The organism is Humibacillus sp. DSM 29435, from assembly GCF_001758225.1.
Lineage (GTDB): Bacteria > Actinomycetota > Actinomycetes > Actinomycetales > Dermatophilaceae > DSM-29435.
In genome coordinates this window covers 13,839-39,276 of the sequence record NZ_MAST01000016.1, presented here as the reverse complement: position 1 = coordinate 39,276, position 25,438 = coordinate 13,839, and the positions used below count along the sequence as shown (strand labels likewise).

Here is a 25,438-nt window from a genome sequence, read left to right as displayed (position 1 = left end):
CGACCCCTGACTCGCCTGTTCCGCCGCTCCACCACTGCCCCGCCCACCTTCGCCCCCTCCGACGACCTCGAACCCCGAAAGGCCCCTCCATGTCCAGCGAGACCACGCCCATCCTCAAGCCGACCGCCACCCGACAAGCGGTGGCCGAAGCCGTGGGCACCTTCATCCTCGTCTTCTTCGGCGTCGGCTCAGCCGTCTTCGGCATCGACCGGCTCGGCCCGGTCGGCGTCGCGCTCAGCTTCGGGCTGGTCCTGCTCGCCCTGGCCTACTCCATCGGGCCGGTCTCCGGCTGCCACGTCAACCCCGCCGTAACCCTCGGGGTGCTGCTGAACAAGGGAATCACCACCACCGAGGCCGCCTACTACTGGGTGGCCCAGCTCGTGGGGGCCATCGTGGCCGCCGCGCTGATCAAGCTCATGGTGTCCGGGTTCGGGGGCGTCACCGACCAGACCGGCGGGCTCGGCACCAACGACTGGGGCAAGAGCATCACTGCCGGCGGCACCTTCGTGCTCGAGGTCGTGCTCACCTTCCTGCTCGTCTTCGTCGTGCTGCTGGTCACCAGCCGGGCCGCCGCCCCCGGCTTCGCCGGCCTCGCCATCGGGCTCGTGCTCACCGTCATCCACCTCGTCGGGATTCCCCTGGACGGCACCTCGGTCAACCCCGCCCGCTCCATCGGCCCCGCCCTCTTCGAAGGCGGCACCCCCCTGACCCACCTGTGGATGTTCATCGTCGCCCCCATGATCGGAGGCGCTCTCGCCGCCCTCGTCGCTCCCCTCTTCGAGACCGCCGTTCCCAAGGGCGACAAGGACCCCACCAGCGCCTCGGTACCGCAGTAGACCCGCGCCTTTGCGCCCCCTCTCCCTTCCTCCCCCTTAACCTCAATCGGGAACCTGGACATGACTCAGCCGCTCACCCCCACGCAGCGCGAGGCCTCATCAGAGGCAGACGCCCCGTCACCAGCGCCCAGCGCCGCAACCGCATCGCCCGCTGACCCGGGCAACGGTGGTGCCTCGCCGGCGTTGACGCCCACCTCGGCCACGCCACACCGTCGGGCTGGGATGTGGTCGCGGCTCGGCATCCAGTCGAAGCTGCTCGCGATGCTGCTCGGCGTCAGCATCGTGTCCATCCTGGCCACGGGGCTGATCAGCTACCGGTTGGCCAGCACGGCGCTCACTCAGGCGGCCAAGGACAAGGTCATCGCGGTGGGTGACGCCCGGCTGAAGCAGATCACCGCCGCCGAGGCGTCGCTGCGCACCAACACCATCCTCAACAGCACCGGCATCGCCCAGGACGCCATGCGCGACTTCGAGACCGGCTACCAGAGCCTGAACCGGCAACCGGTGGCCCCCGCCGACCGGGCCGCGGTCGAGAGGTACTACCAGAACGTGTTCGTGCCGAACCTGGCGCCGCACGTCAACGGTGAGGTCGCCCCCCCGGCCTTCTACCCGCGCAGCAACGCCGGCTGGTACCTGCAGGCGAAGTACACCGCACCCTTCACCGACTTCGACAAGGCCGTCGAGAACACCGACGCCGGCGATGGCAGCGCGTGGTCGACGGCCCACGCCAAGTACCACCCGTTCTTTCGCAACGTCACCGTGCAGAACGGGTTCGAGGACGTCATGCTCGTCGACCCCGATGGCAACTCGGTCTACACGACGTACAAGGGCGCCGACCTCGGCGTCAACCTCCTCAACGGGGCCTACCGCGACTCGGCCCTGGCCACCGCCATCAAGGACGTGTTCAAGGCCAACTCCGTCAACGCCTTCGCCGTGGTCGACTACGAGGCCTACGCCCCCAGCTACAACACGCCCACCATCTTCGGCGTCTCCCCCATCGGGGTCGACGGCAAGCTGACGGGAGCGCTCGTCGTGCAGCTGCCGGTCGACACGATCAACAACACGATGACCGGCAAGGGCACCTGGGCCACCAGCGGCCTCGGCCAGAGCGGTGAGGTCTATCTCGTCGGGCCCGATCACACCATGCGCTCAACCTCCCGGATTCTGCTGCAGAAGCCGAAGGAGTACCGCCAGCTCACCATCGACAACGGCACACCGGCGGCCGTGGCTGACGCCATCGTCAAGGAGAAGAACCCGATCCTGTTGCAGAAGGTCGACAGCCCCTCGGTGTCGATGGCCCTGGCCGGCAAGACCGGAACGGTCACCGAGACCGACTACCTCGGGCGCCGCGTTATCACCGCCTACGCACCACTCACCGTCGACGGGCTGACCTGGTCGGTGCTCGCCCAGGTGGATGAGGACGAGGCGCTCGCGCCGGTGACGAACCTCTTCCGGGTGCTCGCCGCCATCACCATCGGGGCGGTGCTGCTCATCACCTTGCTGTCGACCCTGCTGGCCCGAGCCTTCACGCGACCGGTCAAGCGGTTGCTCACGGCCGTGCGCGAGGTGGCCGGCGGCAACCTCGCGGCTCGCGTCGTGCCCAAGGGTGACGACGAGTTTGCCGACCTGGGCCTCGCCTTCAACGACATGGCCACCAGCCTCAGCACGAAACAGGAGCTGCTCGACGAGCAGACGCAGGAGAACGACCGCATGGTCTCCACGCTCATGCCCGAGAACGTGGCCCGCCGCTACCGCGAAGGTGAGCAGAACATCGTCGAGGAACACATCGACGTGTCGGTCGTCTACGGCACCATCGACGGCCTCGACGAGGGCACCCGCGACCGGTCGGCCGCCGAGTCGCTGGTGGTGCTCAACGAGATCGTGGCCGTCATAGACCGTGCCGCCAACAAGCACGGGCTGGAGAAGGTGCGCACGCTCCGTTCCGGGTTCTCGGCCACCTGCGGCCTCGTCGTTCCGCGGGTCGACCATGTCGGGCGTTGCCTCGACTTCGCCAAGGAGGTGCAGCGCGACGTCGCGATGGTCGGCGCCCAGCACGGCATCACGCTGGCGATCAGGGCTGGTATCGACAGCGGACCGGTGACCAGCGGGCTGGTCGGAGGCTCGGCCGTCTACGACCTCTGGGGCGACAGCGTGAACCTCGCCTTCCGGGTGCAGTCCGACAACCAGCCCGGCGTCTACGTCACCCAGACCGTGTACGACACCGCGCGGGATGCCGTGCCGTTCACCGAGGCGGGCCAGTTCCAGACCAAGACCGGGCCCCAGCAGGCGTGGCTGCTGGCGGAGGGGGAGCAGTCGTGAGCGTCTGGAGCCAGTCGTGGCTGATCTGGTGCGGTGTGGTGGTCGTCGGGCTACCCGTGCTGAGCATCTTCCTCGCCGAAGTGGAGACCAACCTCGAGCGACGACGCAGCTCGATGACCCGGCCGCTACACGTGTTCCGCACCTATGTGCTGCCGCTCGCGGCGCTCGTCGTGCTGCTCGCAGTCATCCCCGACGACATCGTTGCCAACGACTCGAACTGGTTCAAGATCGCCGCCACCGGTCTCGGGCTGCTGCTTCTCAACTTCGCCATCTCCAGCCTGAACACGGCCCTGTTCGTCAACGCCGACCGCGGCTCGTGGCGCAAGAAGCTGCCGTCGATCTTCATTGACATCGCGCGCATCATCATCATCGCCATCGGCCTCGCCATCCTCTTCTCGTGGGTGTGGGGGGCCGACGTCGGAGGCATCTTCACCGCCCTCGGGGTCACCTCGATCGTCATCGGCCTCGCCCTGCAGACCGCCATCGGCTCGATCGTGGCCGGGCTGCTGCTGCTCTTCGAGCAGCCCTTCACCCTGGGTGATTGGCTCGACGCAGGAGGCGTCAAGGGCCGCGTCGTCGAGGTGAACTGGCGAGCGGTGCACATCCAGACCGACGCCGGGCTGCAGATCGTGCCGAACTCGTCGCTGGCCGGGGCGTCGTTCACCAACCTCAGCCGGCCCAACGCCACCGTCACCGAGACCATCGAGTCGGCCTTCGCCAAGGAGGACTCCCCCGCCGTGGTCATGGCCACCCTGCAGGGGGTCGCCGACGCCATCCCCGGGCAGCTGCCCGGCAGCCGACCCGACGTGAGCTTCGTGGGCGCCGGCCGTTTCACCACCAGCTTCACGCTCGGCACCTTCGCCGCCGCCGGAGAAGCCAGGGCCCAGTTCCAGCTGCGGCTCTGGTACGCCGCGAGACGAGCCAACATCGCGCTCGATGGCGCCGACATCTGGAAGGACGAGAGCGCCGACGACGTGCTGGACCTGCTGCGCCAGGCGGCGAGCCGGCTGCACATCAAACCAGAGCAGCTCGACGAGCTCGCGCCGCGCCTCGACCTCGAGCGGTTCGCACCTGGTGAGATCATCGACCAGATCGGCCGGGTTCCGGGCACGGTGCGATGGATCGCCGACGGCCAAGCACGAGTCACCATCCCCTACGGTCGCGCCGGCACGATCAGCCCTCTCACCCTGAGCCGCGGCGACCTGACCGGGCTCACCGCTTTGACCAAACAGCCGAGCGCCTACACCTGCGTCGCGGCGACCGAGCTCACCGTGCTGACGGTTCCGGCCGAGGTGCTCGACGAGCTCGCCCGCCACAACGTACGACTCTCGCGCGACATCGGTCAGGACATCGACCGCCGGGGCCAACAGCTCACGGCAGCCGTGGAGAACGCCGACCGCCAGCTGACGACCAGTTCGACGTCGCCGTCCTCACCGCCTGCGACCGCCGGAATCGTGCGGAGGTGACCGGATGGATCCTGGTGTGCCGAGAGTCCGGTCGAGGTCAGCTCGCTGCCTCGACTCTGCCCTCATCGCGGTCTGCACGCTCGCGATGAGCAGCTGTGCGCTCGCGCCGGAACCGCCGGCATCCAGAGCTCTCTCCGGCGCCACCGGTGATACAGCAAACTCGCCCAACCGCTCAGGCCTGCAACAGCTCGCCGGTACCCCGCGGATCGTGTTCCCGCTCACCGTGGTACGCACCGGTGGGGTGGCCGGGTTCGACGACCATCTCGTCCTGGAGGCCAACGGACGCGTGCACGTCGACTCCCGCGTGGTGCGCGGCAGGGTGTGCGCCTTGACGCCGGCGCAGCAACGACTCCTGACGCTCTTGGCCGTCAGCCCGGTGGGCAACGTAGCGACGCGATCAGCGCCACCGACATCCAACGGCACGTCGCAGCAGGCCGGTGACGGCGAGCGCAACGACCCACTCCTCATCACGATCGAAGACGGGCAGTCCCGGCTGATCGATCTCGACCATACGTCCAGCGCCGAGGCGCACGACCTCCTCGACGCTCTGCTCGGCGACGTCACCTTGTCGACCCCGACCTCCACCCGATGCACCACCGCATCCCCTGGCCCCTCGCAGGCGGCGCCCTCCACAGGAAGTGTCACCTCCCATGGCTGACCACCGCCCGCACCGCACTCGCCGCGCCTCCCCAGCCGGGCGAGCCACGCGCCCGAAACGAGGACGGATCCTCACCGCCGTCGTCGCTGCGCTTGGGCTCGTACTGGCCCCGATCATCGCCGCGGCTCCCGCCGCGGCCGAGAGCCCCGGGTTCTTCACCATCGACAAGCGGATCGTCGGCCGAGCCGACAACGCACCCGTCGCGCCAGGCGAACGCCTCGTGTACAGCATCGTCGTCACCTGCAGCAACACCGACGCCACCGGTGGTTGCACCAACGCGGTGCTCACCGACCCGCTGCCGGGGTACCTGTCGGTGACCGGGGCGATCAGTGTCACCGGTGCACCCGGCACTGCAAACGTGAGCGGTCAGGACGTCAAGGTCGTCTTCACCGAGCGCCTGTCAGACCCGCCCGGTGCGGTCGGCCTTCAGGGCGGCTCGTCGGTCACCATCTTGGTGCCGGTCGTGGTGTCTGCCGACATCCCGGCCACCGAGAACGGTCGACCCCTGCGGAACGTCGCGACGGTGGACGGCACCAATACCGACGCGAAGAGCGACGACTTCACGGTCGTGCCCGAGGTCGAAATCCTCCTTGCGGCGGCGACGACCAAGGCGTACTCGCCGGCCTCGGGCATCGCGTCGCCGGGCACGCCGGTTCAGCTCTCGCTCACCGGCCGCAACACCTCGAACGTTCCGGTCGACTCCCTCCAGATCGTCGACCCGGCCGACCCGGCTGCCGCTCCCAACCCGTTCGACTCGCTCGCCTTCACCGGCGCCATCACCGCCCCGCTGCCCGCCGGCGCCGAGCAGGTGCAGGTCGACGTGTGGGTGGGCGGCGCCTGGGTGAACGGCCCGCCCGGCGCCACCGCGACTCTGCCCCCGGGCATCGACCCCGCCGACGTGCGCGGCTTCCGGGTCACCTACGCCAGCATCGGTGGAGCGCCCATCGAGGCGGGTACCACCGTCTCGCTCGGCCTTGGCCTCGAGCAGTCGGATGCCGTCGCGGTCGGCCCGGTCGACAACACCGCCGCCACGACCGTCACCGCGGGCGGCGCCACCTCGGAACCGGCCACGGCCAACGCGCGCTACACCGTGCTCACCCCCGACCTGAAGGTCACAGCCGCGAAGTCCTTCGACCCCGCCACCATCGCCGCCGAGGGCACGAGCACGGTCACCCTCAAGGCCAGGAACAGCAGCGACCGCACCCTCGGCTCGTTGACCATCACCGAGCCGAGCGGTGGAACCAACCCGTTCACGAACGGACTGACGTTCACCGGCTGGGCGAGCGGCATCCGCTGGCCCTCCGGAGCCACCGGTGCCTCGGTGACCTACACCCTCGCCGGTGGCGGCGAGGTCACCGTGCCCGCCACCGGCCCGAACACCCTGCCGGACCCGCCCGCTGGCGAGGTTGTCGGCTTCACCATCCGCTACACCGGCCCCATCGTCGCGGGCTCCGCGGCCACCGCCCCGTTCACGGTGAGCAGCGACGCCGCCCAGACGGCCGACTCCGTGGAGCGCCCCAACACGATCTCAGCCGACTCCACCGCCCCCGGCGGCTTCACGGGCACCGATACCGCCACCGCCACCCTGACGACACTGAAGAAGCGCCTGGCGGTCGAGGTCGGCAAGACCATCTCGCCGAAGAGCCTGCTGTCGATCCCGGGTGAGACCGCCACCGTGCGCCTCAGCGGCACCCTCAAGCCCTTCCCCGACTCCACCACCGCCGCGAACGAGCTCATCGTCCAGGACCCCGCCGACTTCGCGACCGACGGCTGGTGGAAGGCGTTCGCGCCTCGCACCGTGGCCGCGACGCCCATCCCGGCCGACTCGACGCTGACCGTGCAGTGGTGGAACGGCAACGCCTGGGTCGACGTGTCGAACATGACCGACCTCGCCGGCCCGCAGGTCTACTCCGGCGACCTACCCGCCGACGTGCAGGCAAAGGCGCAGGGCCTGCGCTTCGTCTACCGCAGCGACGCCGGGTTCGCCCCCGGCACCTCGGTCAAGCCGAACCTCTCGTTCGCCCTCAAGCCGGCGTTGGCCGGCCAGGACATCACGATCGAGGACTGTGCCGCCTCGGCCGCCACCGCTCCCGGGGTCGACCCGACGGGCGCCGCCCTCGCGCCACCGAACTGCCCGGTCATCCAGCTCGTCCCGCCCGAGCCGGGCGTCGGCAACCTCATCACCAAGGACTGGGACGCGCCTAAGACCATCGGCGAGCGCACCGGCGCCAACGCCGGTCTGACCATCCGTTGGTCGACCGGGGGCCGCTCGGGCCTCGACCAGGAGATCGTCAGCGACGTGCCGAACCCGTCGGCCGGCGCCGTGGCCGGGGCCGTCTTCGACAGCTTCGACCTGGCACGGATCGACGCCATCACCCCCGCGCTGGACCCGCTGCTGACCTACGACCGGGTCAACCGGGTGGAGCTGTTCAACGCCTCGACCGGCGCCTGGACCACGGCCTCGGCCGACCCCTGCCCGGGGCGCTGCGACGGCACCTTCCCCGGCGTCGCCCTGAGCGGGGCCGAGCGCGCCTCGACCATCGCCTTCCGTCTCGTGTTCGAGGAGAGCCCGACCCGCGCGAGCCGTATCGGCAACGACCCCACCGCTCCCCCGGTGGGCAGCGGCGTCGCCCGCTCGTTCGACAACGACCGGCAGATCCACCCGGTGTTCACCATTCGCGACGACCGGCGCAGCGCCGCGACGAAGCCGGTGCTCGCGACCTCCGTCTACAACGTCGCCGGCGCTCCCGGTGACGTCAGCAACACGGCGAGTGCCGACGGGCTCGTCGCGGGCAAGGTCATCGTCAGCGACACCGACTCCGACATCATCTCGATCGTCGACGTGCCGGTCACCGCCAACATCACCAAGAACTGGGCTGGTGGCCCGCTCGGTGTGCCCCCGGCCGGCTCGCCTGTGGGCGACTACCCGTCGGGCCGGGCCTCGATCGCCGCGAAGAACACGACTCCGCGCAACGTCGACCGGCTGACGATCACCGACCCCGTCGGTGCCACCAACCCCTTCGACACGTTCGACCTCAAGGGGTTCGTCACCATCACCGACCCGACCACGATCGGGGCGATTGGCGTGGCGATCACGCTGAGCGCCGCCGACGGGTCGACGCGAACACTCACCCGCGCCGAGGCCCTCGCTGCCACCACGGCATCCCTGGCCGACATCGTCGGTCTGACGATCGTCTACACCGGGCGCATCGTTCCTGGTGCCGTCGCGAACCTCGTGCTCGACACGCGACTGCGTCCGACCCTGCGCAGTGACGGCTCGCCGGTCAAGACGGGCACCGTGGGCAACGATGCCGATGTGCTGGTGGAGGATCTCGTCAACTACCCGGGCACGCCGATCGTCTCGGCCACTGACGACGACTCCGCCAGCATCGCGCTGATCACCCAGGGCATCGGGGTGGTGGCGACCAAGGCCTTCTCGCCCGGCGTGCAGGTCGAGCCCAACCGCTCGCCCGTCACCATGACCCTCACCTCCACCCCCAAGGGCCCCTCGCGCACCAACCAGATGGTCGTGACCGACGCCGACACCTCGTTCTTCGACCAGTACGACTTCCTCAGCTTCGGCCCGAACTTCACGCTCACCGCGCCCATCAACCGGGTGCAGGTCGACGCGTTCACCGGCGGTACGTGGAGCGTCGGCGGCGGCGAGCCGGTGCTCACCGGCGGCGCCTGGGTCACCGGCACAGCGGCGACGACGCCGACGCTGCCGCCGGGGGTCACCCCTACCCAGGTGCAGGGTATCCGCTACACCTTCACCCGCGCCGACGGCACTGTCTGGGAGAACCCGGCCACGCCCCAGGCCTCGATGCCGATGCAGGTGCAGCGCCGCGTCGAGCTCAACACTGGCGGCCCCGTCCCCTCCGACCTCGCGGGCAACACCCCCGCGCCCGGTGAGACGACCGCGGGCCTGGCCACCAACACGATCCAGAGCGCCGTGCGCGGCGCCGCCCTCGTGGGCGGCCAGCCGATCACGGCCGACACCACGGCCGAGAACACCATCCGCTACCAGCACGCGAAGAACTCCGTCGTCGTCACCAAGGCGCCCACGGGAGCGCGCCCTCCCAGTGTGGGAATCCCGTACGTGCTGACGTTCCGCAACGACGGTGACGTCGCGATCACCGACCCGTTCATCAACGACCGCATCCCGAGCGATGGCTCCGGCCCGCTGCTCGTGATCAACCCCGACCTGCCCCCGGGTCAGAGCCCGTACACCTACGGACTCGAGGGAGATGCCCCCAGCCCGCCGAGCGGTCCGCCGATGCCGACCACCCAGACCGGGGTGACGGTGGCGGCGACCCCGACCTTGCTGACCTTCAGCTTCCCCACGGGGACGGTGCTCGAGGTCGGCCAGACCTACACGATCACGACCGACCTCGTCTTCCGCCCCGGCCTGGCCGGCAACACCGACGTCACCAACACCACCGGCATCGTCGGGCAGCGGCCGTGGGACGGGTGCAAGGCCACCCTCGACGACGCCACCGGCGAGTGCCGCGCCTCGGCCACCGTCTACCCGACGGTCGCCGGCGCCATTCGAGGGGTCAAGTCGGTCAAGGCTACCGACGACGCCCTCGGCGTGCTCAACATCCGCGACGACCCCACCGGCTGCACCCCTGACGCGGCGGGCTTCTACCAGGGCGGCTGCGTGCCGGTCACCAAGCCCGGTGGCGACGACGTGTGGCGCCTGACCTTCAGCAACAGCGGCAACCTGCCCATCGACCAGGTGCGTGCCATCGACCGGATGCCCGATGTCGGTGACACCGGCGCGTTCGTGACCACGCCGCGCGACTCGAAGTGGCGCCCAAACCTCAAGGACGTCAAGCTCGTCGGCACGACGAGCGGCACCGTCTCCGACTTCCGGGTCTACTACACGAGTGACCTGCCGTTGTGCGTCGCCGAACTGAGCAACAAGAGCTGCCCGGCCGGCAGCTGGAAGCCCTGGACCACGGACGTCGACCCCGCCGACGTCGTGGCCCTGAAGTTCGAGACCGACTTCGACAGCCTGTGGCAACCCGGCGCACGGCTGTCGATCGACATCACGACGACGGCCCCGGCCGAGTCGAAGACACCCGGCGCCGACACCATCGCGTGGAACACCGTGGCCCAGGCCGCGCGTACCCGCAACGGGGCCGGCTCTGGCTTCGCACCTCGCTCGGAAGGCAACAAGGTCGGCGCGGCGCTCGCCACCGGGCCGATCAAGGTCACCAAGAAGGTGCAGGGCCCGGCCGCGGTCAACGCACCGGTGAGCTTCGACCTCGTGACCACCTGCACCTCGGTCGGCCAGGCGGTGACCCTGGCGAACGACGGGAAGATCACCCTCGCCGCCGACGAAGAGGCGACGTTGAGCGACATCCCCTGGGGTTCGAAGTGCACGGTCAAGGACGACCGGGCCACTTCTGGAGCCTCGCAGTTCGAGGCCACGACCGTCACGGTGGCCCGCGATGGCCAGACGGTGCCCATCGTCATCGCCACGAACACCTACGAGTTCGCCTCGCTCGTGCTGTCGAAGAAGGTCACCGACTCGGCGCTCGACCAGAACGGCAAGCCGGTCGTCTACGGCCCGTTCGGTTTCGAGGTCGCCTGTACCTTCCTGGGCGAGCCCATCTATGCGACCGGCTACTCGGCCGACCAACCGATGACCGCCAGCTTCCTCGCGGGCGAGACTGCTCGGTTCGACGACCTGCCGGCCGGTTCCGAGTGCACGGCGACCGAGACCGACACACGCGGAGCCAAGACAACGACCTCGACCGGCACGATCGCCGACCAGACGGTCACCGGCACCGACGTCATCACGCTCGCGCTGACCGCCGACGACGCGCAGGGTGGGGCGACCAACGCCGTGGCCTTCAACAACACCTTCAGGGTCGGCAGTCTGCAGATCACGAAGAAGCTCGCCGGCGCCGGGGCTGACGATCCGACGGTCGGCACGTTCACCGTCGAGGTGTCGTGCACGCTCGACGACGTCACGGTGTACCAGCGCACGCTCACCCTCAGTCGCGACAAGCTGACTGAGGAGATCAAGAACCTGCCCGACGCCGCGAAGTGCAATGTCACCGAGCCGGATGCCGGAGGGGCCAGCAGCACCGCGATCACGCCAGACATGCCGGTGACCATCGACGGCGACTCGGCCGAGCCCCTGAAGGTGACGATCACCAACACCTTCCTGCTCGGGTCGGTCGAGGTCACCAAGAAGATTGAGGGCGACGGCGCCGACCAGGTGAACCCAAAGCAGGAGTTCACGGTGCGCCTCTCCTGCGAGGTCACGGTCAACGGTGAGGTCAAGCCCATCGACCTGGGCAAGGACGCCGAGCGCACGCTCTCGGCCGCCGCCGGGCTGACGACGACGTGGGGCGACCTGCCCGACGGCGCCATCTGCAAGGCCACCGAGACCGACGACGGCAGGGCAAGCGCAAGTGACGTCGCTCCCGACTCAGTAACGGTCGACGCCAAGGCCAAGACGCCGGCCCTGCTGACGGTGACGAACCGGTTCGATGTCGGGTCGGTCACGGTGACCAAGGTCATCGACGGCCCGGCCGCCGGCCAGGTCGGCGACGACCGCGTGTTCACGGTTGCGCTGTCGTGCACCATCGAGGTCAACGGCAAGCCCGCCCCCGTCACGATCGACGCAGACGGCATCCGTCAGCTCTCGAGGGGCAGCAGCCTGTCGACCACCTGGGAAGGGTTGCCCGACAAGGCCCTGTGCAGCGTGACCGAGACCGACAACGGTGGGGCCACGGGAGCCGTGCTCACGCCCTCGTCGGTCACGGTCGATGCCGCGGGCACCACCCCGGTGGCGTTCACTTTGACGAACACCTTCGCCGGCGGATCGGTCGCGGTCGTCAAGGAGATCGACGGTGACGGCGCAGGGGCGGCGGCCGACAAGACGTTCACGGTGGCGCTGTCGTGCACCTACCTGCTGGGCGACACGACCACGCCGGTCGTGCTGCCCGGCGGCGGGCAGGCGACGGTGTCGAAGGACAACGGCTACCGGGCCGTCTTCGATGGCCTGCCGACGGGGGCGAAGTGCGATGTCACCGAGCCGGATGCCGGTGGGGCCGACCGCACGACGATCGACCAGCCCACGGTGACCGTGGGTGACGGCACGGTGGTGACCGTGACGGTGACCAACACGTTCAACGGTCCGACGCCGACGACACCGCCCAACACCACCCCACCGATCACTGGAGCGACCACTCCGCCGGGCGCCGGCAAGGGTGGGAACGGCAACGCAGGCAACGGCAACGCAGGCAACGGCGGACCGGTGTCAGACACCGGTGGCCAGCTCAGCGGATCGGGCACCCGACTGCTCGTCGGCTCCGGGCTCGCGGCCCTGCTCGCCTCCCTGGGTGGCGCGTGGCTCGCACGACGGCGTCGAGGCGGGTCGACTCCCTGAGCCGGGCACGAGTGGCGCCGCGACGATGGGTGACCGTGGTGATCGCCACGGTCACCCTCGTCGCCGCCATCACCTCTGGGCTGCTGCTGCGCGCCGGGCTCGATCGCAACACTTCTCCCCCAGGGGCGCAGGTCAGCCGAGACCTCGACGGGAACCGGGTGGTCTGGCAAGCCGCGCCCGAGCTCGACCGAGCGAAGGCCAAGCCCACCGGGGGTCGCTTCGTCGCCTCCCGTCAGAAGCTCTCGGTGCCACTGCTCGCTGCCTCGGTCGTCGACGGCGTCATCACGCCACCGACGTTCACCGACGCCTTCGTCATGCGTGACTACGGCCAGGTCGGTGACCCGAGCACCGGGCTGGTCGTGGTCACCATGCACTCGGTGCGTGGTGGTCGAGGGCCGGGCAACGCCTTCATCAACCCGCCCACGGATGCCGCCGACGACGCCTCAGCCGGGCGGCATCCCCTCGTCTTCGCCGGTGACCCGTTGACGGTCGACGGGGTCGCCTACGTGGTGACCGGAACAGCGATCGAGACCAAGGGCGAGGCAGCGCGCGATCCGCGAATCTGGCGCGACCGGAAGTCCAGAGGCGACCAGCTCGTAGTCATCACCTGCCTGCTCTCGCCCGCTGTGACTATGAGCAGTCAGGACAACCTCATTGTTTTCGCCAACCGGGCCTGAGGCGCCTCCGGAACAGCCCGAATCGCTCAGTCGTGACCGACTCCCGTCGGGACCGCCAGTCGGGTCTGGTCGCGCAGCAGCTCGGAGAGCAGCCAGACCCAGCCGCCGGTCGCCGTGATCGCGCCGACTCCGATGAGCACCGCACTCAGGGTGAACAACGCGTCGGAGTAGCCGAACAGCTGCGTCAGCACCGTCTTGTCGCTCTCGGGTGCGTCGGTGAAGTCGTACATGAACAACCCCACGACGAACAGGCCTGCCCACGTCACCAGCTGTGCTCTCACCTGGCGCGCCGTCAGGGCTCGCGGCGCCGGCCGACGACGGAACGACAGGAGGGTCGTCAGCGCGAGGGCAAGCGCCACGACCGGGATGACGGTGACGAGCAGGATCAGCGTCATCCATCCGCCGTTCCCGAAGGCGGCCCGCCCGATCCACACCCACCCGAGGATCAGCAGATGCACGGGGATCATCGCGAGGAAGACCGAGCGTGTGCCGGATGCGCGCATCTGGCGATGCTAGAGCGAAAGACGTGCCCACCGAACGCACGATCCACAGTCGTGTCGGCGCCGGGAACGCAGCAGGTTCGGCCGTCCTGTGCACATGGCCACCAAGCGCTCCTATGCTGAGCGGCAGGTCGAACAGCACCGCACCCCTCCTCGGCCTGGGAGTCGCGGATGGTCAGGTCGTCGCAGCACGAGGTACCCATCGGCCGAGACGCGCAGATCGGTCTCGTCGACGAGCTGCTCCATGCCGTCCTCCGCGACGCAGAAGAGCACGCAGACGCGGACGTACAAGAGGGTGAGCCCAGGGTTCGCGGCCTCCTCATCGGCGGTGACGCCGGCATCGGAAAGACGACCTTGGTCCACGTCCTCGTGGAGCGATGTCGCGCGATGGGACTGATCTGTGCGGTCGGTCACTGCCTCGACCTCGCGACGGGCGCACCGTTCGGGCCCGCCGTCGAGGCGTTGCGCGACGTTCACACCCAGCTGAGCACCGCCGACTCCAACTCCACGTTGGCCCGCACTGGCTGGCTGGTATCCGAACCACGGTGGATGTCCGCCTCTCTGGAGTCTCTCCTCGCGGCATCCGAGGTGCTCGCAGGCCAGGCGCCTTTCGTGCTCGTGCTCGAGGACCTCCACTGGGCCGACGCCTCGGTGCGGGACTTCGTGCTCGGGCTGCTGCGCACCGGCCGCGCACCGCTTCTGCTCGTTCTGACCTTCCGGGCCGACGACCTGACCAGCGGTCACCCGTTCGGGACGGCGCTGGTGGAGCTCACCAGAAGCCGGGGAACGGTGCGCCTCGACCTCGAGGGCCTGGCCCGGCACGACGTTCACGAGCTGGTCGTTCGCCGTTCGGGCCGGCCCCCCGACGCAGACGAGCTCGCCAGCCTGCTGACCCGTTCAGACGGCAACCCGCTCTACATCGAGGAGCTGGTCGCGGCCGATGAACCGGGTGTCCCCGCCCTCCTGCACGACCTGCTGCTCCGCCACGTCGAACGGCTCTCACCGAGCACGGCCCGGCTCGCCCGACTCGCCTCGGTGGGCGGCAGCCACCTCGATCTCGAGGTCCTTCAGGAGGCCTCCACCCTCGACGGGGAGAGGTTCACCTCGGCGATCACCGAGATGCTCGAAACCAATGTCGTCACACGTCGCGGCGACCATTTCACCTTCCGCCACGCCCTGCTCCGGGAGTCGGTGCACGACGACCTACTGCCCGGAGAGCTCGTCGGGCTGCACGAAGCGTACGCGCGGGTTCTCCGCGGTCGGGTCGAGACCGGGGCGACCGACCGCCGTTGGCGCTATGGCGCCTCCCTCGCCCTGCACGCGACGGGCGCCCACGACTGGCCCCTCGCCCTCGAGGCCTCGGTCTGGGCCGGTGCGGCAGGCAAGCAGTACGGCTCGGCTGCGGCGGCCGACCACTTCGAGCGCGCCCTCGAGCTGTGGGACCGAGTGCCCAATGCTGCCGCGCGCACGGGTCTCGCCAAGGCCGACCTCCCGCGCCTGGCAGCCCGGGTGCTGGCCAACGAAGGGGTCCGTGACCGGGTGCACGGCCTGCTGCGACAGGCCGTCGACCTGCTCGAACCAGACGGTGACCCCCTGACGGCGTGCCGGGTCTACACCGCCATCGGAAGCCAATGGGGTGACGTACCGGCCCTGATGAGTCGTCGTACGGCTCTCGACCGTGCCGTGGGGCTGGCCGGCGTGACGCCGAGTCGTGAGCTCGCCGAGGCCCTGCTCGCGTCGGCCTTCCACGGATGCCGCGTCAGCCGTTACGTCGAAGCCCTCGGGTTCGCGACGCGGGGACTGGACGCCTCCCGGGCGATCGGGGCCGATGACCTGGTCAGCGAGGCGCTGTGGGAGCTCTCCGAGCCACTGTGGTTTCTCGGCCGATGCAGCGAGTCGCTGGACGTGCACAGGCAGGCCGTGCGCGCGGCCAAGAGGGCCGGCGAGCTGGGCGCCGCGCTCGAGGCCTCCGGCGAGCTGGCGCTCTACCTCTTTCTCTCCGGTGCGCTCGACGAGGCCGCCGCCCTCTCACGCCGGGTCCGCGAGGATGCGACGCGAGCCGGGGTCTCTCGCTTCGTCGCGTTCGGCGCCGAGCAGGAGGTGGCGATTCTGGTAGGCCAAGGCCATCTCGACGAAGCGGAGGCCCTGTTCGAGACCCACTGTGTCTCGCCAAGGCTCGAGTGGCGACTGCGGTGGACGCGGTCGCGCCTGCGCATCGCGCGGGGAGACATGCGCGGTGCCCTGGCGCTCGAGGAGGCGGCCTTCGCCGACCACGCCAACGAACCGGGGGTCCATCACTCACCGCGCCTCATCGAGATCTGCGAAGCCCTGAGTGACCCCGGTCGCGCGTTGAGCGCGGCCGAGTCCATGCTGGCTGAGGTCGGCTCGAGCGACTCCCCTCTGGAGCAGGCGCTGGCCTGCGACTATGCCTACCGGGCGCTGGCGCTGGCTGCGGCCACGAGAACCGCACCGAGCGCCCAGCTCGTCCGGTTGGCGGAGACCTCGCTGGAGCTGGCCAACAACCACGCCACCACCGACTGGACGAGCAGCCAGTACGGGATGCACCTGTTCATGGCGCAGGCACAGAAGACCAGGCTGACCGGCCGCTCGAGCATCCCTCAGTGGCGACGGGCCGTCGAGGTTGCGGCCCGCTTCGGTCGGTACACCTCGTTGCGGCCAAGACTCGAGCTGGCTCGGGCACAGCTGGAGCACGGCGAGCGCGACGACGGCAAGGATCTGCTCGCCGTGGTCTGGCATGAGGCCCGGTCGATGGGTGCCGGGTGGCTCCAGGGGCAGGCCGCCCTCGCGGCCAGACGGTTCCGCGTGCCACTTCCCCTCGAACATGACGCCCCCGGACCCCTCGACCGGCTCACCCCCCGAGAGCGTGAGGTACTCGCGCTCGTCGTCGGCGGTGCCACGAACCGCGCCGTCGCCGAGGCGTTGTTCATCACTGAGAAGACCGCGAGCACGCACGTCGGCAACGTGCTCGCGAAGCTGGGCGTGGCCAACCGCGGCGAGGCGGCCGCCCTGGCTCGAGCGGCGGAGCGGCAACGCGACGGCTGACGCTCTCGTCAGCCCGATGCGTCCGGCGGCGGATCGGCCCACAGCCGACCACCGGCCCACAGCCGACCACCGGGCGACGGTGGCACACGGCGAGGATTGGGGAGGTCGGAGGCTGAGAATAGGGATTTTGCCCGATGCGGCCAAGGGGTGGCGTCAGCGAACGTGGAGGGGGGTCGATCGTCGCCTCGAACGCATCGAAGGGAGCTCGAAATGACCACAGGTTCACTCACTCGCCGCGGCCTTCTGGCCGGAGGGACCGCTGCCGCCGGAATGTCGGTCTTGCAGGTCTCGGGGTCGGCGCAGGCCCTCGGCACCGGGAGTGCTGAATCGGTACCGTGGCTGCGAAACCAGGGAGATCCGCCCGAGAGCTTTCCTGGCGGCCCCGACGACGAGGTTGTCCTCTGGGAGGACCAACCGCCTCCCTTCCCGCCGGGCAACGGCATCGGCCAGCAGCTGGTCTGGGACGAGCTCTCGACCCGTCTCACACCCACTGACAACTTCTTCTTCGTCAGCCACTACAACCAGCCGGTGATCGACCCGGTCACCTGGCGACTCGGCATCGACGGCCTCGTCGCTCGCCCTCGCTCGCTGTCGCTGGCCAGCCTGACGTCGCGTCCGCGTGAGCGGGTGGAGTTCACGTTGGAGTGCGCTGGCAACACCGCCTTTCCCCCGTTCATCGGCGGCATCGGCAACGCCGTGTGGGGCGGGGCACCCCTGGCCCCTCTGCTGAAGAGCGCGAAACCCATGGCATCGGCCACGGAGGTCGTGTTCTGGGGAACCGACGCCGGCGCCGTCACGATCCGCGACGACTCGGGCGTCATCAGCCCGGGGTCCACGGGCACCGGCACACCGGACCCCGACAACCCCGACCGCTGGGACATCACCATCAACGAGCAGTTCGCGCGCAGCATGACCGTGGCGGAGGCCATGGCGCCCGGCAACCTCCTCTGCTACGAGATGAACGGCCGGCCGCTGCCCATCGAGCACGGCTACCCGGTGCGCCTCATCGCCCCTGGCTGGTACGGCGTCGCGAACGTGAAGTGGCTTTCGCGCATCGAGCTGATCGACCATCGCTACGCCGGGCGGTTCATGGCCCGTGACTACGTGACGTTCCGCGAGCAGACCGACGCCTTGGGCAAGGTGACGTGGAGCTTCGAGACCGTCGGCCGCTACCGGCTGAAGTCGGCACCGGCCAAGGTCACCCGAAACAGCACCGGCGGACGGAGCCGGTACCAGGTCATCGGGGTCGCCTGGGGTGGCACCATCGCCCGCGTCGAGGTCTCCATCGACGGTGGCCCGTGGCGCCAGGCCCGTGTGGTCAAGGGCGGTCGACACGGAGACCCGGACCAGGGACTGGCCTGGAAGCTGTGGACCTTCGACTGGGGTCGGGCCCGATCCGGGCGCCACACCGTCGCCTCCCGCGCCATCGACGTGAACGGAGCGGTTCAGCCGAAGCCGGACGACCCGGTCATCGCCGACCGGCGTACGTACTGGGAGGCCAACCAACAGATCACTCGTACCATCGTCCTCCCCTCGTAGTGGGCGCCTCGATGCGGCGGCTCACCCGATCAACGCCCAGCCGGCCAGGCCGAGGTAGACCGCGCCCCTCGCCACGGCAGACCGGCGGGACCCCTCCCCCAGCCAGGACAGCCGCGTCGCGGCCGAACGGCGCACGAAGCCGCTCGTGCAGGCCACGACCCAGGCCGTGTCGCAGACGACCGCGAGGCCGAGCACGCACAATCCGACAACAACCATCGAGCCGGGCGCCGGCGCCGGCTGACGCGAGGTGAACTGAGGCAGGAAGGCGAGCAGGAGCAGCAGGGTCTGCGGGTTGAACAGGTCAACGACGAAGGCGTCACGGGCCAGGACCCACCGGCCGGATCGGTGCGCGGCCGTCGTGGCGCCACCGACGGCGACGGGCGCGAAGATCTGCCTCAGCCCGAGGACCACGAGGCAGGACACCCCGGCCGTGCGCAGCACCGTGAGCGCCGGGCCGGAGGCGGCCAGCAGGGCACCGACGCCGACGGTCACCAGTATGACGTGCACCATCAGCCCCGCCTCGAGCCCGATCAGGCAGAAGAAGCCGGCCGCCCGGCCGTGCGAGAGCGCCCTCGTCACGACGAACACGACGGACGGCCCGGGCACTGCCAGCAAGGCCAGCGTCGCGACAACGAAGTCGAACGACACCGGTGTCGTCATTCCGCCCCCGTCCCCGTCCGCTTCGCCCGCACGGGACCGCAGCCGCGGCCCCATGAGCCAGAGCGCCGTGAGCGCCCGGCTGATACCCACGCCCTTGCAGGGCTGGTGGTGGCGAGGTCGGATCGACCGTTTGGGAGCCGGCGTCGGCGGGGCGGCATACTCACGTGGTGAAGAACCTCAGCGAGCGCATCCCGCGGGACCCCGACCCCGACGCGCTCTACGAGCGGTTCACCGCGTGGACGACCGAGCGAGGCCTGACTCTCTACCCCCACCAGGACGATGCCTTTCTCGAGATCCTGAGCGGCAGCAACCTCATCCTGGCCACGCCGACCGGGTCGGGAAAGTCGCTCGTCGCCACGGCCGCTCACTTCTACGCCCTGGCCGAAGACCGGGTCAGCTTCTACACCGCCCCGATCAAGGCGCTGGTCTCGGAGAAGTTCTTCGCCCTCTGTGAGCAGTTCGGCGCCGACAACGTCGGCATGATCACCGGTGACGCCACGGTCAACGGCGATGCCCCGATCATCTGCTGCACCGCCGAGATCCTCGCGAACATCGCTCTGCGCGAAGGCAGCTCGGCCGACATCGGCCTCGTCGTCATGGATGAGTTCCACTTCTACAGCGAACCCGACCGCGGCTGGGCGTGGCAGGTGCCGATCATCGAGCTCCCGCAGGCGCAGTTCGTGCTGATGTCGGCCACCCTCGGCGACGTGACCATGTTCGAGGACGACCTCACCCGCCGCACCGGCCGCTCGACCGCGGTCATCGCCGGCACCGAACGGCCCGTGCCGCTGGAGTTCTCGTACGTGCTGACCCCCATGCACGAGACCATCGAGAAGCTGCTCGCGCAGGATCGCGCGCCCGTCTACGTCGTGCACTTCACGCAGGCGTCCGCACTCGAACGCGCCCAGAGCCTTCTCGCCGTCAAGATCACCAGCCGGGAGGAGCGCGACGCCATCGCGGCCCGCATCGGCGGTTTTCGGTTCGGCTCGGGGTTCGGCCGCACCCTCTCGCGGCTGGTGCGCAACGGCATCGGGGTGCACCACGCCGGGATGCTGCCCAAGTACCGGCGGCTCGTCGAACAGCTCGCCCAGGACGGCCTGCTCAAGGTGATCTGCGGCACCGACACCCTCGGCGTCGGCATCAACGTGCCGATCCGCACTGTCGTTCTGACCGGCCTGACCAAGTTCGACGGCACGAAGCAGCGGATGCTCAAGGTGCGCGAGTTCCACCAGATCGTGGGTCGTGCCGGCCGGGCCGGGTTCGACACCCGGGGCTGGGTGGTGGCCCAGGCGCCGGAGCACGTCATCGAGAACCACCGGGCCGTGGAGAAGGCGGGTGACGACCCCAAGAAGCAACGCAAGATCCAGCGCAAGAAGCCGCCGGAGGGTTTCATCAGCTGGTCGGAGGAGACGTTCGACCGCCTCATCAACTCTGACCCCGAACCGCTGCAGCCGCGCATGCGCGTTTCGCACTCCATGTTGGTGAACATCCTTGGCCGAGAAGGCAACCCGGTGGCCCACATGTCGCGCCTGCTCACCGACAACCACCATGAGCCCAAAGACCAGCGGCGCCTGCAGAAGCACGCCCTCGTGCTGGCCCGCGAGCTGCTCAGCTCAGGGGTCGTGGAGCGGCTGCCGGTCGCCGAGGCGTCGGGCCGTCGCCACGCCCTCACCATCGACCTCCAGCGCGACTTCGCCCTCAACCAGCCGTTGGCGCCGTTCGCCCTGGCCGTCATGGACACTCTCGATCCCGAGTCGGAGAGCTACGCCAAGGATCTCGTGTCGGTCATCGAGGCGATCCTCGAGAACCCCCGGCAGGTGCTGTGGGCCCAGGAGTCGAAGGCGCGTGGCGAGGCGGTCGCCGCCATGAAGCTCGACGGCATCGAGTACGAGGAACGGATGGAGCGCCTCGATGAGGTCAGCTGGCCGAAGCCGCTCGCCGACCTGCTCGAGGCCACCCTGGGCACCTACCGGCAGACCCACCCCTGGATCTCGCCCGACGCCCTGTCGCCGAAGTCGATCGTGCGCGAGATGTTCGAACAGGGCATGACCTTCAACGAGTTCGTCTCGGTCTACGGGCTGTCGCGGTCGGAGGGGCTGCTGCTGCGCTACCTCACCGACGCCTATCGCACGCTGCGTCACACGGTGCCTGAGACCCACCGCACCGACGAGCTCGAGGACGTCATCGAGTGGCTGGGTGAGCTGGTTCGCCAGACCGACTCGAGCCTGCTCGACGAGTGGGAAGACCTGGTCAACCCGGATGCCGCCCTGCCGCAGGCGGGCGACCTCGCGCCACCCACGCGGCCGCTGACCGGCAACGTGCGGGCCTTCACCGTGATGATCCGCAACGCGATGTTCCACCGGGTCGAGCTCGCGTCGCGCGACCACTGGGAGGCTCTCGGCGAGCTCGAGGCCCGGGTGGCCGAGCTCACCGACCCGCCGCAGAAGGTCGTCATGACGACCGAGGCCTGGAACAACGCCCTCGGTGCCTACTACGACGACCACGACTCCATCGCGACCGACCAGGCGGCGCGCTCCCCGGCCCTGCTGCAGATCGAGAAGACCCCGACGGAGTGGCGGCTGCGGCAGGTCGTCGTCGACCCCGACGGCGACCACGACTGGGCGGTCGTCGCGCACGTCGACCTCACGGCATCCGACGATGTGGGGGCTGCGGTGCTGATCGTGACCGGGTTCGAACGTCTCGGCGGCTGACCGAGAAACTCTGTGGCGGCACCAATCCGCCCTTCGCACTGCTCCGAACGGACTATGGGGGCAGGACCACGGGGCGACGGCGGGAGGGACTCAGGCGTCGCCCCGTGCACACCACCAACCGGCGCCACTGCCTGCCGTCGCGTCCCGTCACCGCTTCAGCGACGCACCTCACGATGGGTGCCGTCGAGGCGCCTGGTCCAGCCGCGCCCGTCGAGGTGCTCGAGCAGGGGCACCACGGTGCGCCGGGTCGAGTCGAGGGCCTGACGGGCCTCGCTCGTCGTGAAGGGCTGAGGCAGGGCTGCCAGCACCCGCATCGCCCGGGCCGGGGCCGAGGGAAGCAGCACGACCTCGCCGGGCAGCCGGAGAACGCGTCCGGCCTTCTCGGCCGCAGCCAGCTGTCGGGGCCCCAGACCGGCGGCGTCGAGATCGTGCTGCTCGGGGGCCGCGTAGGGCGCGCCCTGTAACCGCTGCTCGATCGCCTGGAGGCCGGCCTCTGTGCGCGGGTCGAGGGCCGCCCGGACTCCCGGAAGCCCGACCCGGCCGTCGACCACCTCGAGGCCCGACTCCACGGCCAGCCTCGCCAGCAACGCGCGGTCGGGCACGCCGACCGCGGCGCGGGCCGCCTCCAGCGAGAGGCTGGGTTGAAGTGGGTCGGTGCGGGCCTGGTTCTCGGCGCCGGCTCGAAGCGCCTGTACCCAGTCGAGCCACTGTGCGGCGTCGACGAGCCAGGCCCCTCGACGGTGCACTTTCGACGCATCGTCGAGCGCACCGGCGGCAGGGCCCGTCTCTTCGTCGGGAATCGTCTCGAGGCGGTGGCCGAGGGTGAGGGCGTCGGCGACCGTCATCGCCCCCCGTCGCCCGACCTCGCGATCGAGGTCGGGCCCCGCTGACAGGGCGGCGAGGTCGAGGGCACGCCGGGCGGCCGATCCTCGCCGAGAAAGGCCGGGTGGGTCGGTGTCGAGCACACGGGCCCCGGCCAGCCCCCGCCGAGCTCCGGCGTCACGCAGGATGAGCCGGTCACCGGGGCGCAGCGGCAGGGCCCGACCGAAGGTCAGCCGCGCCGTGCTGCTCGAGGAGGTCGAGAGGCTCGTCGAGCTTGGCGCGTCCGCTGGTGCCAGCGGGCGTACCCGCGCCTCGATGGCCAAGGTTCCCACGTGAGCCATGACGTGGGTGGGCAGCGCCGTCGCCTGACCTCGTTCGACCTGCCCAACCTGCAGCCCAACCGGCTGCCCGACCTGCCCTGCTCCCGAACCTTCGTGCCCTCCCCCGGCGCCGACCACGGTGAGCTCGACGTCGACCACCGCTGTCGTGTGCCAGGCTCCGGCGCCGACCAGCCGATCGCCCCGGCCGATCTCGTCGGCACTCACTCCACGCAGGTTGAGGGCCACCCGCGCCACCGAGGACACCTCCTCACGCGGCCGCCCCAGTGACTCCAGGCCGCGCACGGTAAGCACGCGCTCCGTCTCGTGCTGGGTGACGAGCCGCAGGCGGTCACCCACGCCGATGCGTCCCTGGCCGAGAGTGCCCGTGACGACGGTGCCGCTGCCGCGCACGGTGAAGCTGCGGTCGACCCACAGCCTCGCCGGAGCGTCGGTCTCCGGCTCGGGCAGGCCTGCGACGAGACGGTCGAGGGCGGAGCGCAGCTCGGGCAGCCCCTGCCCGGTTCGCGCCGACACCGCCCTCGCCTCCCACCCGCCGAGACCGGCAGCCTGCAACCGCTCCGCTGCTGCACCGAGGGCGGCGTCAGGGTCGGCGAGGTCGGAGCGGGTCACCACGAGCAGCCCGTGCTTCAGGCCGAGAGCCTCGACGGCCGTGAGATGCTCCTCCGACTGCTGGCGCCACCCCTCGTCGGCTGCGACGACGAAGAGCACGGCCGGAACCGGCCCGAGACCGGCGATCATGTTGCCGATGAAGCGCTCGTGGCCCGGCACGTCGACGAAGGCCACCTCGGCGCCGGAGGGCAGTGTCGTCCACGCATAGCCGAGGTCGATCGTCATGCCCCTGCGGCGCTCCTCCTGCCACCGGTCGGGCTCGATCCCGGTCAGGGCCCGAACGAGAGCCGACTTACCGTGGTCTACGTGGCCGGCAGTGGCGATGACGGCCACGCTCAGCCACCGCTGTCGGGAGCGTCGAGCACCGCGCGGATGGCGCTTTCCACCAACAGGTCGTCGTCGGCCGGGACACAGCGCAGGTCGACGAGACAGCGTCCCCGCTCGACCCGCGCGACGACGACAGGACGGCGGAGGCGAAGGGCCTCGGCACATCGGGAGGGAAGCTCGACCGCACACCCGGGCAGCGGCATCCCGGGAGCAGCGCCACCGCCGACGGCACCGACGACGTCGACGACCTCGCGACCCAGGGCGGCAGCGAGGCGCTCGGTGCGGGCGCGCACAACGGCGGAGTCGGCGTGCAGGTAGGCCTGTACCGGCACCACCGGCCCCCGCAGGGTGGCCTCGAGCGCCGCCAGGGTCAGCTTGTCGACGCGCAGGGCGCGAGCGAGGGGATGCCGGCGCAGTCGCTCGACCACCTGCCGGTCGCCGAGCACGAGCCCCGCCTGCGGACCGCCGAGCAGCTTGTCGCCGCTCGCGGTCACGACCGTGGCACCGGCGGCGAGCGCCCTTGTAGCGTCGGGCTCCTCGGGCGTCGACGAGTCGAACGTCAACAACCCGCTGCCGATGTCCATGACGACCGGCACCCCGAGCGTCGCCAGCTCGGTGAGGCCCACGGCGGAGGTGAACCCCGCGACGCGGAAGTTGCTCGGGTGCACCTTGAGGATGCAGCCCGTGTGGGGGCCGACAGCAGCGGCGTAGTCGGCCAGGTGCGTGCGGTTGGTCGTGCCGACCTCGCGCAGCCGCGCGCCGGTCGACTCGATCAGGTCGGGCAGCCGGAACCCGTCCCCGATCTCGACGAGCTCGCCGCGGCTGACCACCACTTCGCGTCCTGCGGCGAGGGCGGTCGTGGCGAGCACGAGGGCCGCGGCGCCGTTGTTCACCACGAGGGCGTCACCCGCCGTCGGTACCTGCTCGAGCAATGCCTCGAGGGTGCCGCGGCCGCGGCGTGCCCGCGCGCCCGTCGCGAGGTCGAACTCGACGTCGACGTAGCCGGCCGCCCGCACGAGCGCCGCGACCGCCCCCGACGACAGGGGGGCGCGACCGAGGTTGGTGTGCACCACGATGCCGGTGGCGTTGAGCACTGGCTCCAGGGTCGTCGAGCTCGTCGGCAGCCCGGCGCGGGCAGCGTCGGCGACCGCCTCGGGAGCGATCTGGCCGTCGCGAGCCTGCTGCTGAGCGGTCACGATGGCCGCCCGCACCACCGCGTCACCGAGCCGAGCGGCGGCCTCGACGAACACCGGGAGGGCCAGCAGCGTGTCGGTGCGCGGGATGAGTCGGCGCGGGTCGGGCTGCGACACTGCTGCCTCCTCCGCGGAACCCGAGATTCCGCGTCATCCGTTACCCGTCAGTCGTCATGGCGGAGGTGGACGGGAATCGAACCCGCCAGGCCGAGATGCTCGGCCTCACCGGTGTTGAAGACCGGGGGGACCACCAGGTGCCCAGACACCTCCACCACCACACCGTACCCACCCGTACCCACCCGCGCCCGG

At 70.1% G+C, this 25,438-nt stretch carries 13 protein-coding genes and 1 tRNA gene; 9 read left to right on the top strand and 5 right to left on the bottom strand.

Going from position 1 to position 25,438, the window contains the following annotated elements; all coding sequences use genetic code 11:
- Positions 1 to 89 precede the first annotated feature (89 nt).
- The 6 genes from BA895_RS12325 to BA895_RS12300 all read left to right on the top strand — a co-directional run bounded on the left by BA895_RS12325 (position 90) and on the right by BA895_RS12300 (position 13,364).
- Positions 90 to 836 (top strand): aquaporin, encoded by a 747-nt coding sequence (locus BA895_RS12325; RefSeq protein WP_083283282.1) that lies wholly within the window; start codon positions 90 to 92, stop codon positions 834 to 836.
- A gap of 60 nt (positions 837 to 896) precedes the next feature.
- Positions 897 to 3,155, top strand: coding sequence for an adenylate/guanylate cyclase domain-containing protein (locus BA895_RS12320; RefSeq protein WP_083283281.1), 2,259 nt, complete (start codon positions 897 to 899; stop codon positions 3,153 to 3,155).
- Positions 3,152 to 4,621, top strand: coding sequence for a mechanosensitive ion channel family protein (locus tag BA895_RS12315; RefSeq protein ID WP_070192203.1), 1,470 nt, complete (start codon positions 3,152 to 3,154; stop codon positions 4,619 to 4,621). Before BA895_RS12320 ends, BA895_RS12315 begins: the two co-directional genes overlap by 4 nt.
- 85 nt (positions 4,622 to 4,706) lie before the next feature.
- Positions 4,707 to 5,279, top strand: coding sequence for a hypothetical protein (locus BA895_RS12310; RefSeq protein WP_175442308.1), 573 nt, complete (start codon positions 4,707 to 4,709; stop codon positions 5,277 to 5,279).
- On the top strand, positions 5,272 to 12,687 hold the full coding sequence (locus BA895_RS12305) for a DUF5979 domain-containing protein (protein WP_070192201.1): 7,416 nt from the start codon (positions 5,272 to 5,274) through the stop codon (positions 12,685 to 12,687). Before BA895_RS12310 ends, BA895_RS12305 begins: the two co-directional genes overlap by 8 nt.
- Positions 12,688 to 12,722: 35 nt before the next feature.
- Positions 12,723 to 13,364: a hypothetical protein gene (locus BA895_RS12300; RefSeq protein WP_175442307.1), complete on the top strand. Its 642-nt coding sequence runs from the start codon at positions 12,723 to 12,725 to the stop codon at positions 13,362 to 13,364.
- Positions 13,365 to 13,390: 26 nt separating this feature from the next.
- Here BA895_RS12300 and BA895_RS12295 read toward each other — a convergent pair whose 3' ends face one another.
- The gene (locus BA895_RS12295; RefSeq protein ID WP_070192199.1) at positions 13,391 to 13,867 is read right to left on the bottom strand and encodes a hypothetical protein; all 477 of its coding nucleotides are present in this window, start codon (positions 13,865 to 13,867) and stop codon (positions 13,391 to 13,393) included.
- Positions 13,868 to 14,035: 168 nt separating this feature from the next.
- Between BA895_RS12295 and BA895_RS12290 the strand changes: the two genes are divergently transcribed.
- Positions 14,036 to 16,927, top strand: a complete 2,892-nt coding sequence (locus BA895_RS12290; protein ID WP_070192198.1) for a LuxR family transcriptional regulator — start codon at positions 14,036 to 14,038, stop codon at positions 16,925 to 16,927.
- 210 nt (positions 16,928 to 17,137) lie between these two features.
- Positions 17,138 to 18,466, top strand: coding sequence for a molybdopterin-dependent oxidoreductase (locus BA895_RS12285; RefSeq protein WP_217493896.1), 1,329 nt, complete (start codon positions 17,138 to 17,140; stop codon positions 18,464 to 18,466).
- 21 nt (positions 18,467 to 18,487) lie between these two features.
- Here the strand turns inward: BA895_RS12285 and BA895_RS12280 are convergent, their stop codons facing one another.
- On the bottom strand, positions 18,488 to 19,126 hold the full coding sequence (locus BA895_RS12280) for a LysE family translocator (RefSeq protein WP_175442306.1): 639 nt from the start codon (positions 19,124 to 19,126) through the stop codon (positions 18,488 to 18,490).
- Positions 19,127 to 19,293: 167 nt separating this feature from the next.
- Between BA895_RS12280 and BA895_RS12275 the strand changes: the two genes are divergently transcribed.
- Complete coding sequence (locus BA895_RS12275; RefSeq protein WP_070192228.1) at positions 19,294 to 21,837, top strand: RNA helicase; 2,544 nt, start codon at positions 19,294 to 19,296, stop codon at positions 21,835 to 21,837.
- 155 nt (positions 21,838 to 21,992) lie between these two features.
- Here BA895_RS12275 and BA895_RS12270 read toward each other — a convergent pair whose 3' ends face one another.
- The 3 genes from BA895_RS12270 to BA895_RS12260 all read right to left on the bottom strand — a co-directional run bounded on the left by BA895_RS12270 (position 21,993) and on the right by BA895_RS12260 (position 25,399).
- Positions 21,993 to 23,942, bottom strand: a complete 1,950-nt coding sequence (locus BA895_RS12270) for a SelB C-terminal domain-containing protein (protein WP_070192196.1) — start codon at positions 23,940 to 23,942, stop codon at positions 21,993 to 21,995.
- A gap of 2 nt (positions 23,943 to 23,944) precedes the next feature.
- The gene (gene selA, locus BA895_RS12265; RefSeq protein WP_070192195.1) at positions 23,945 to 25,246 is read right to left on the bottom strand and encodes an L-seryl-tRNA(Sec) selenium transferase; all 1,302 of its coding nucleotides are present in this window, start codon (positions 25,244 to 25,246) and stop codon (positions 23,945 to 23,947) included.
- Positions 25,247 to 25,303: 57 nt separating this feature from the next.
- Positions 25,304 to 25,399: transfer RNA gene (locus tag BA895_RS12260), tRNA-Sec, on the bottom strand.
- Positions 25,400 to 25,438 lie beyond the last annotated feature (39 nt).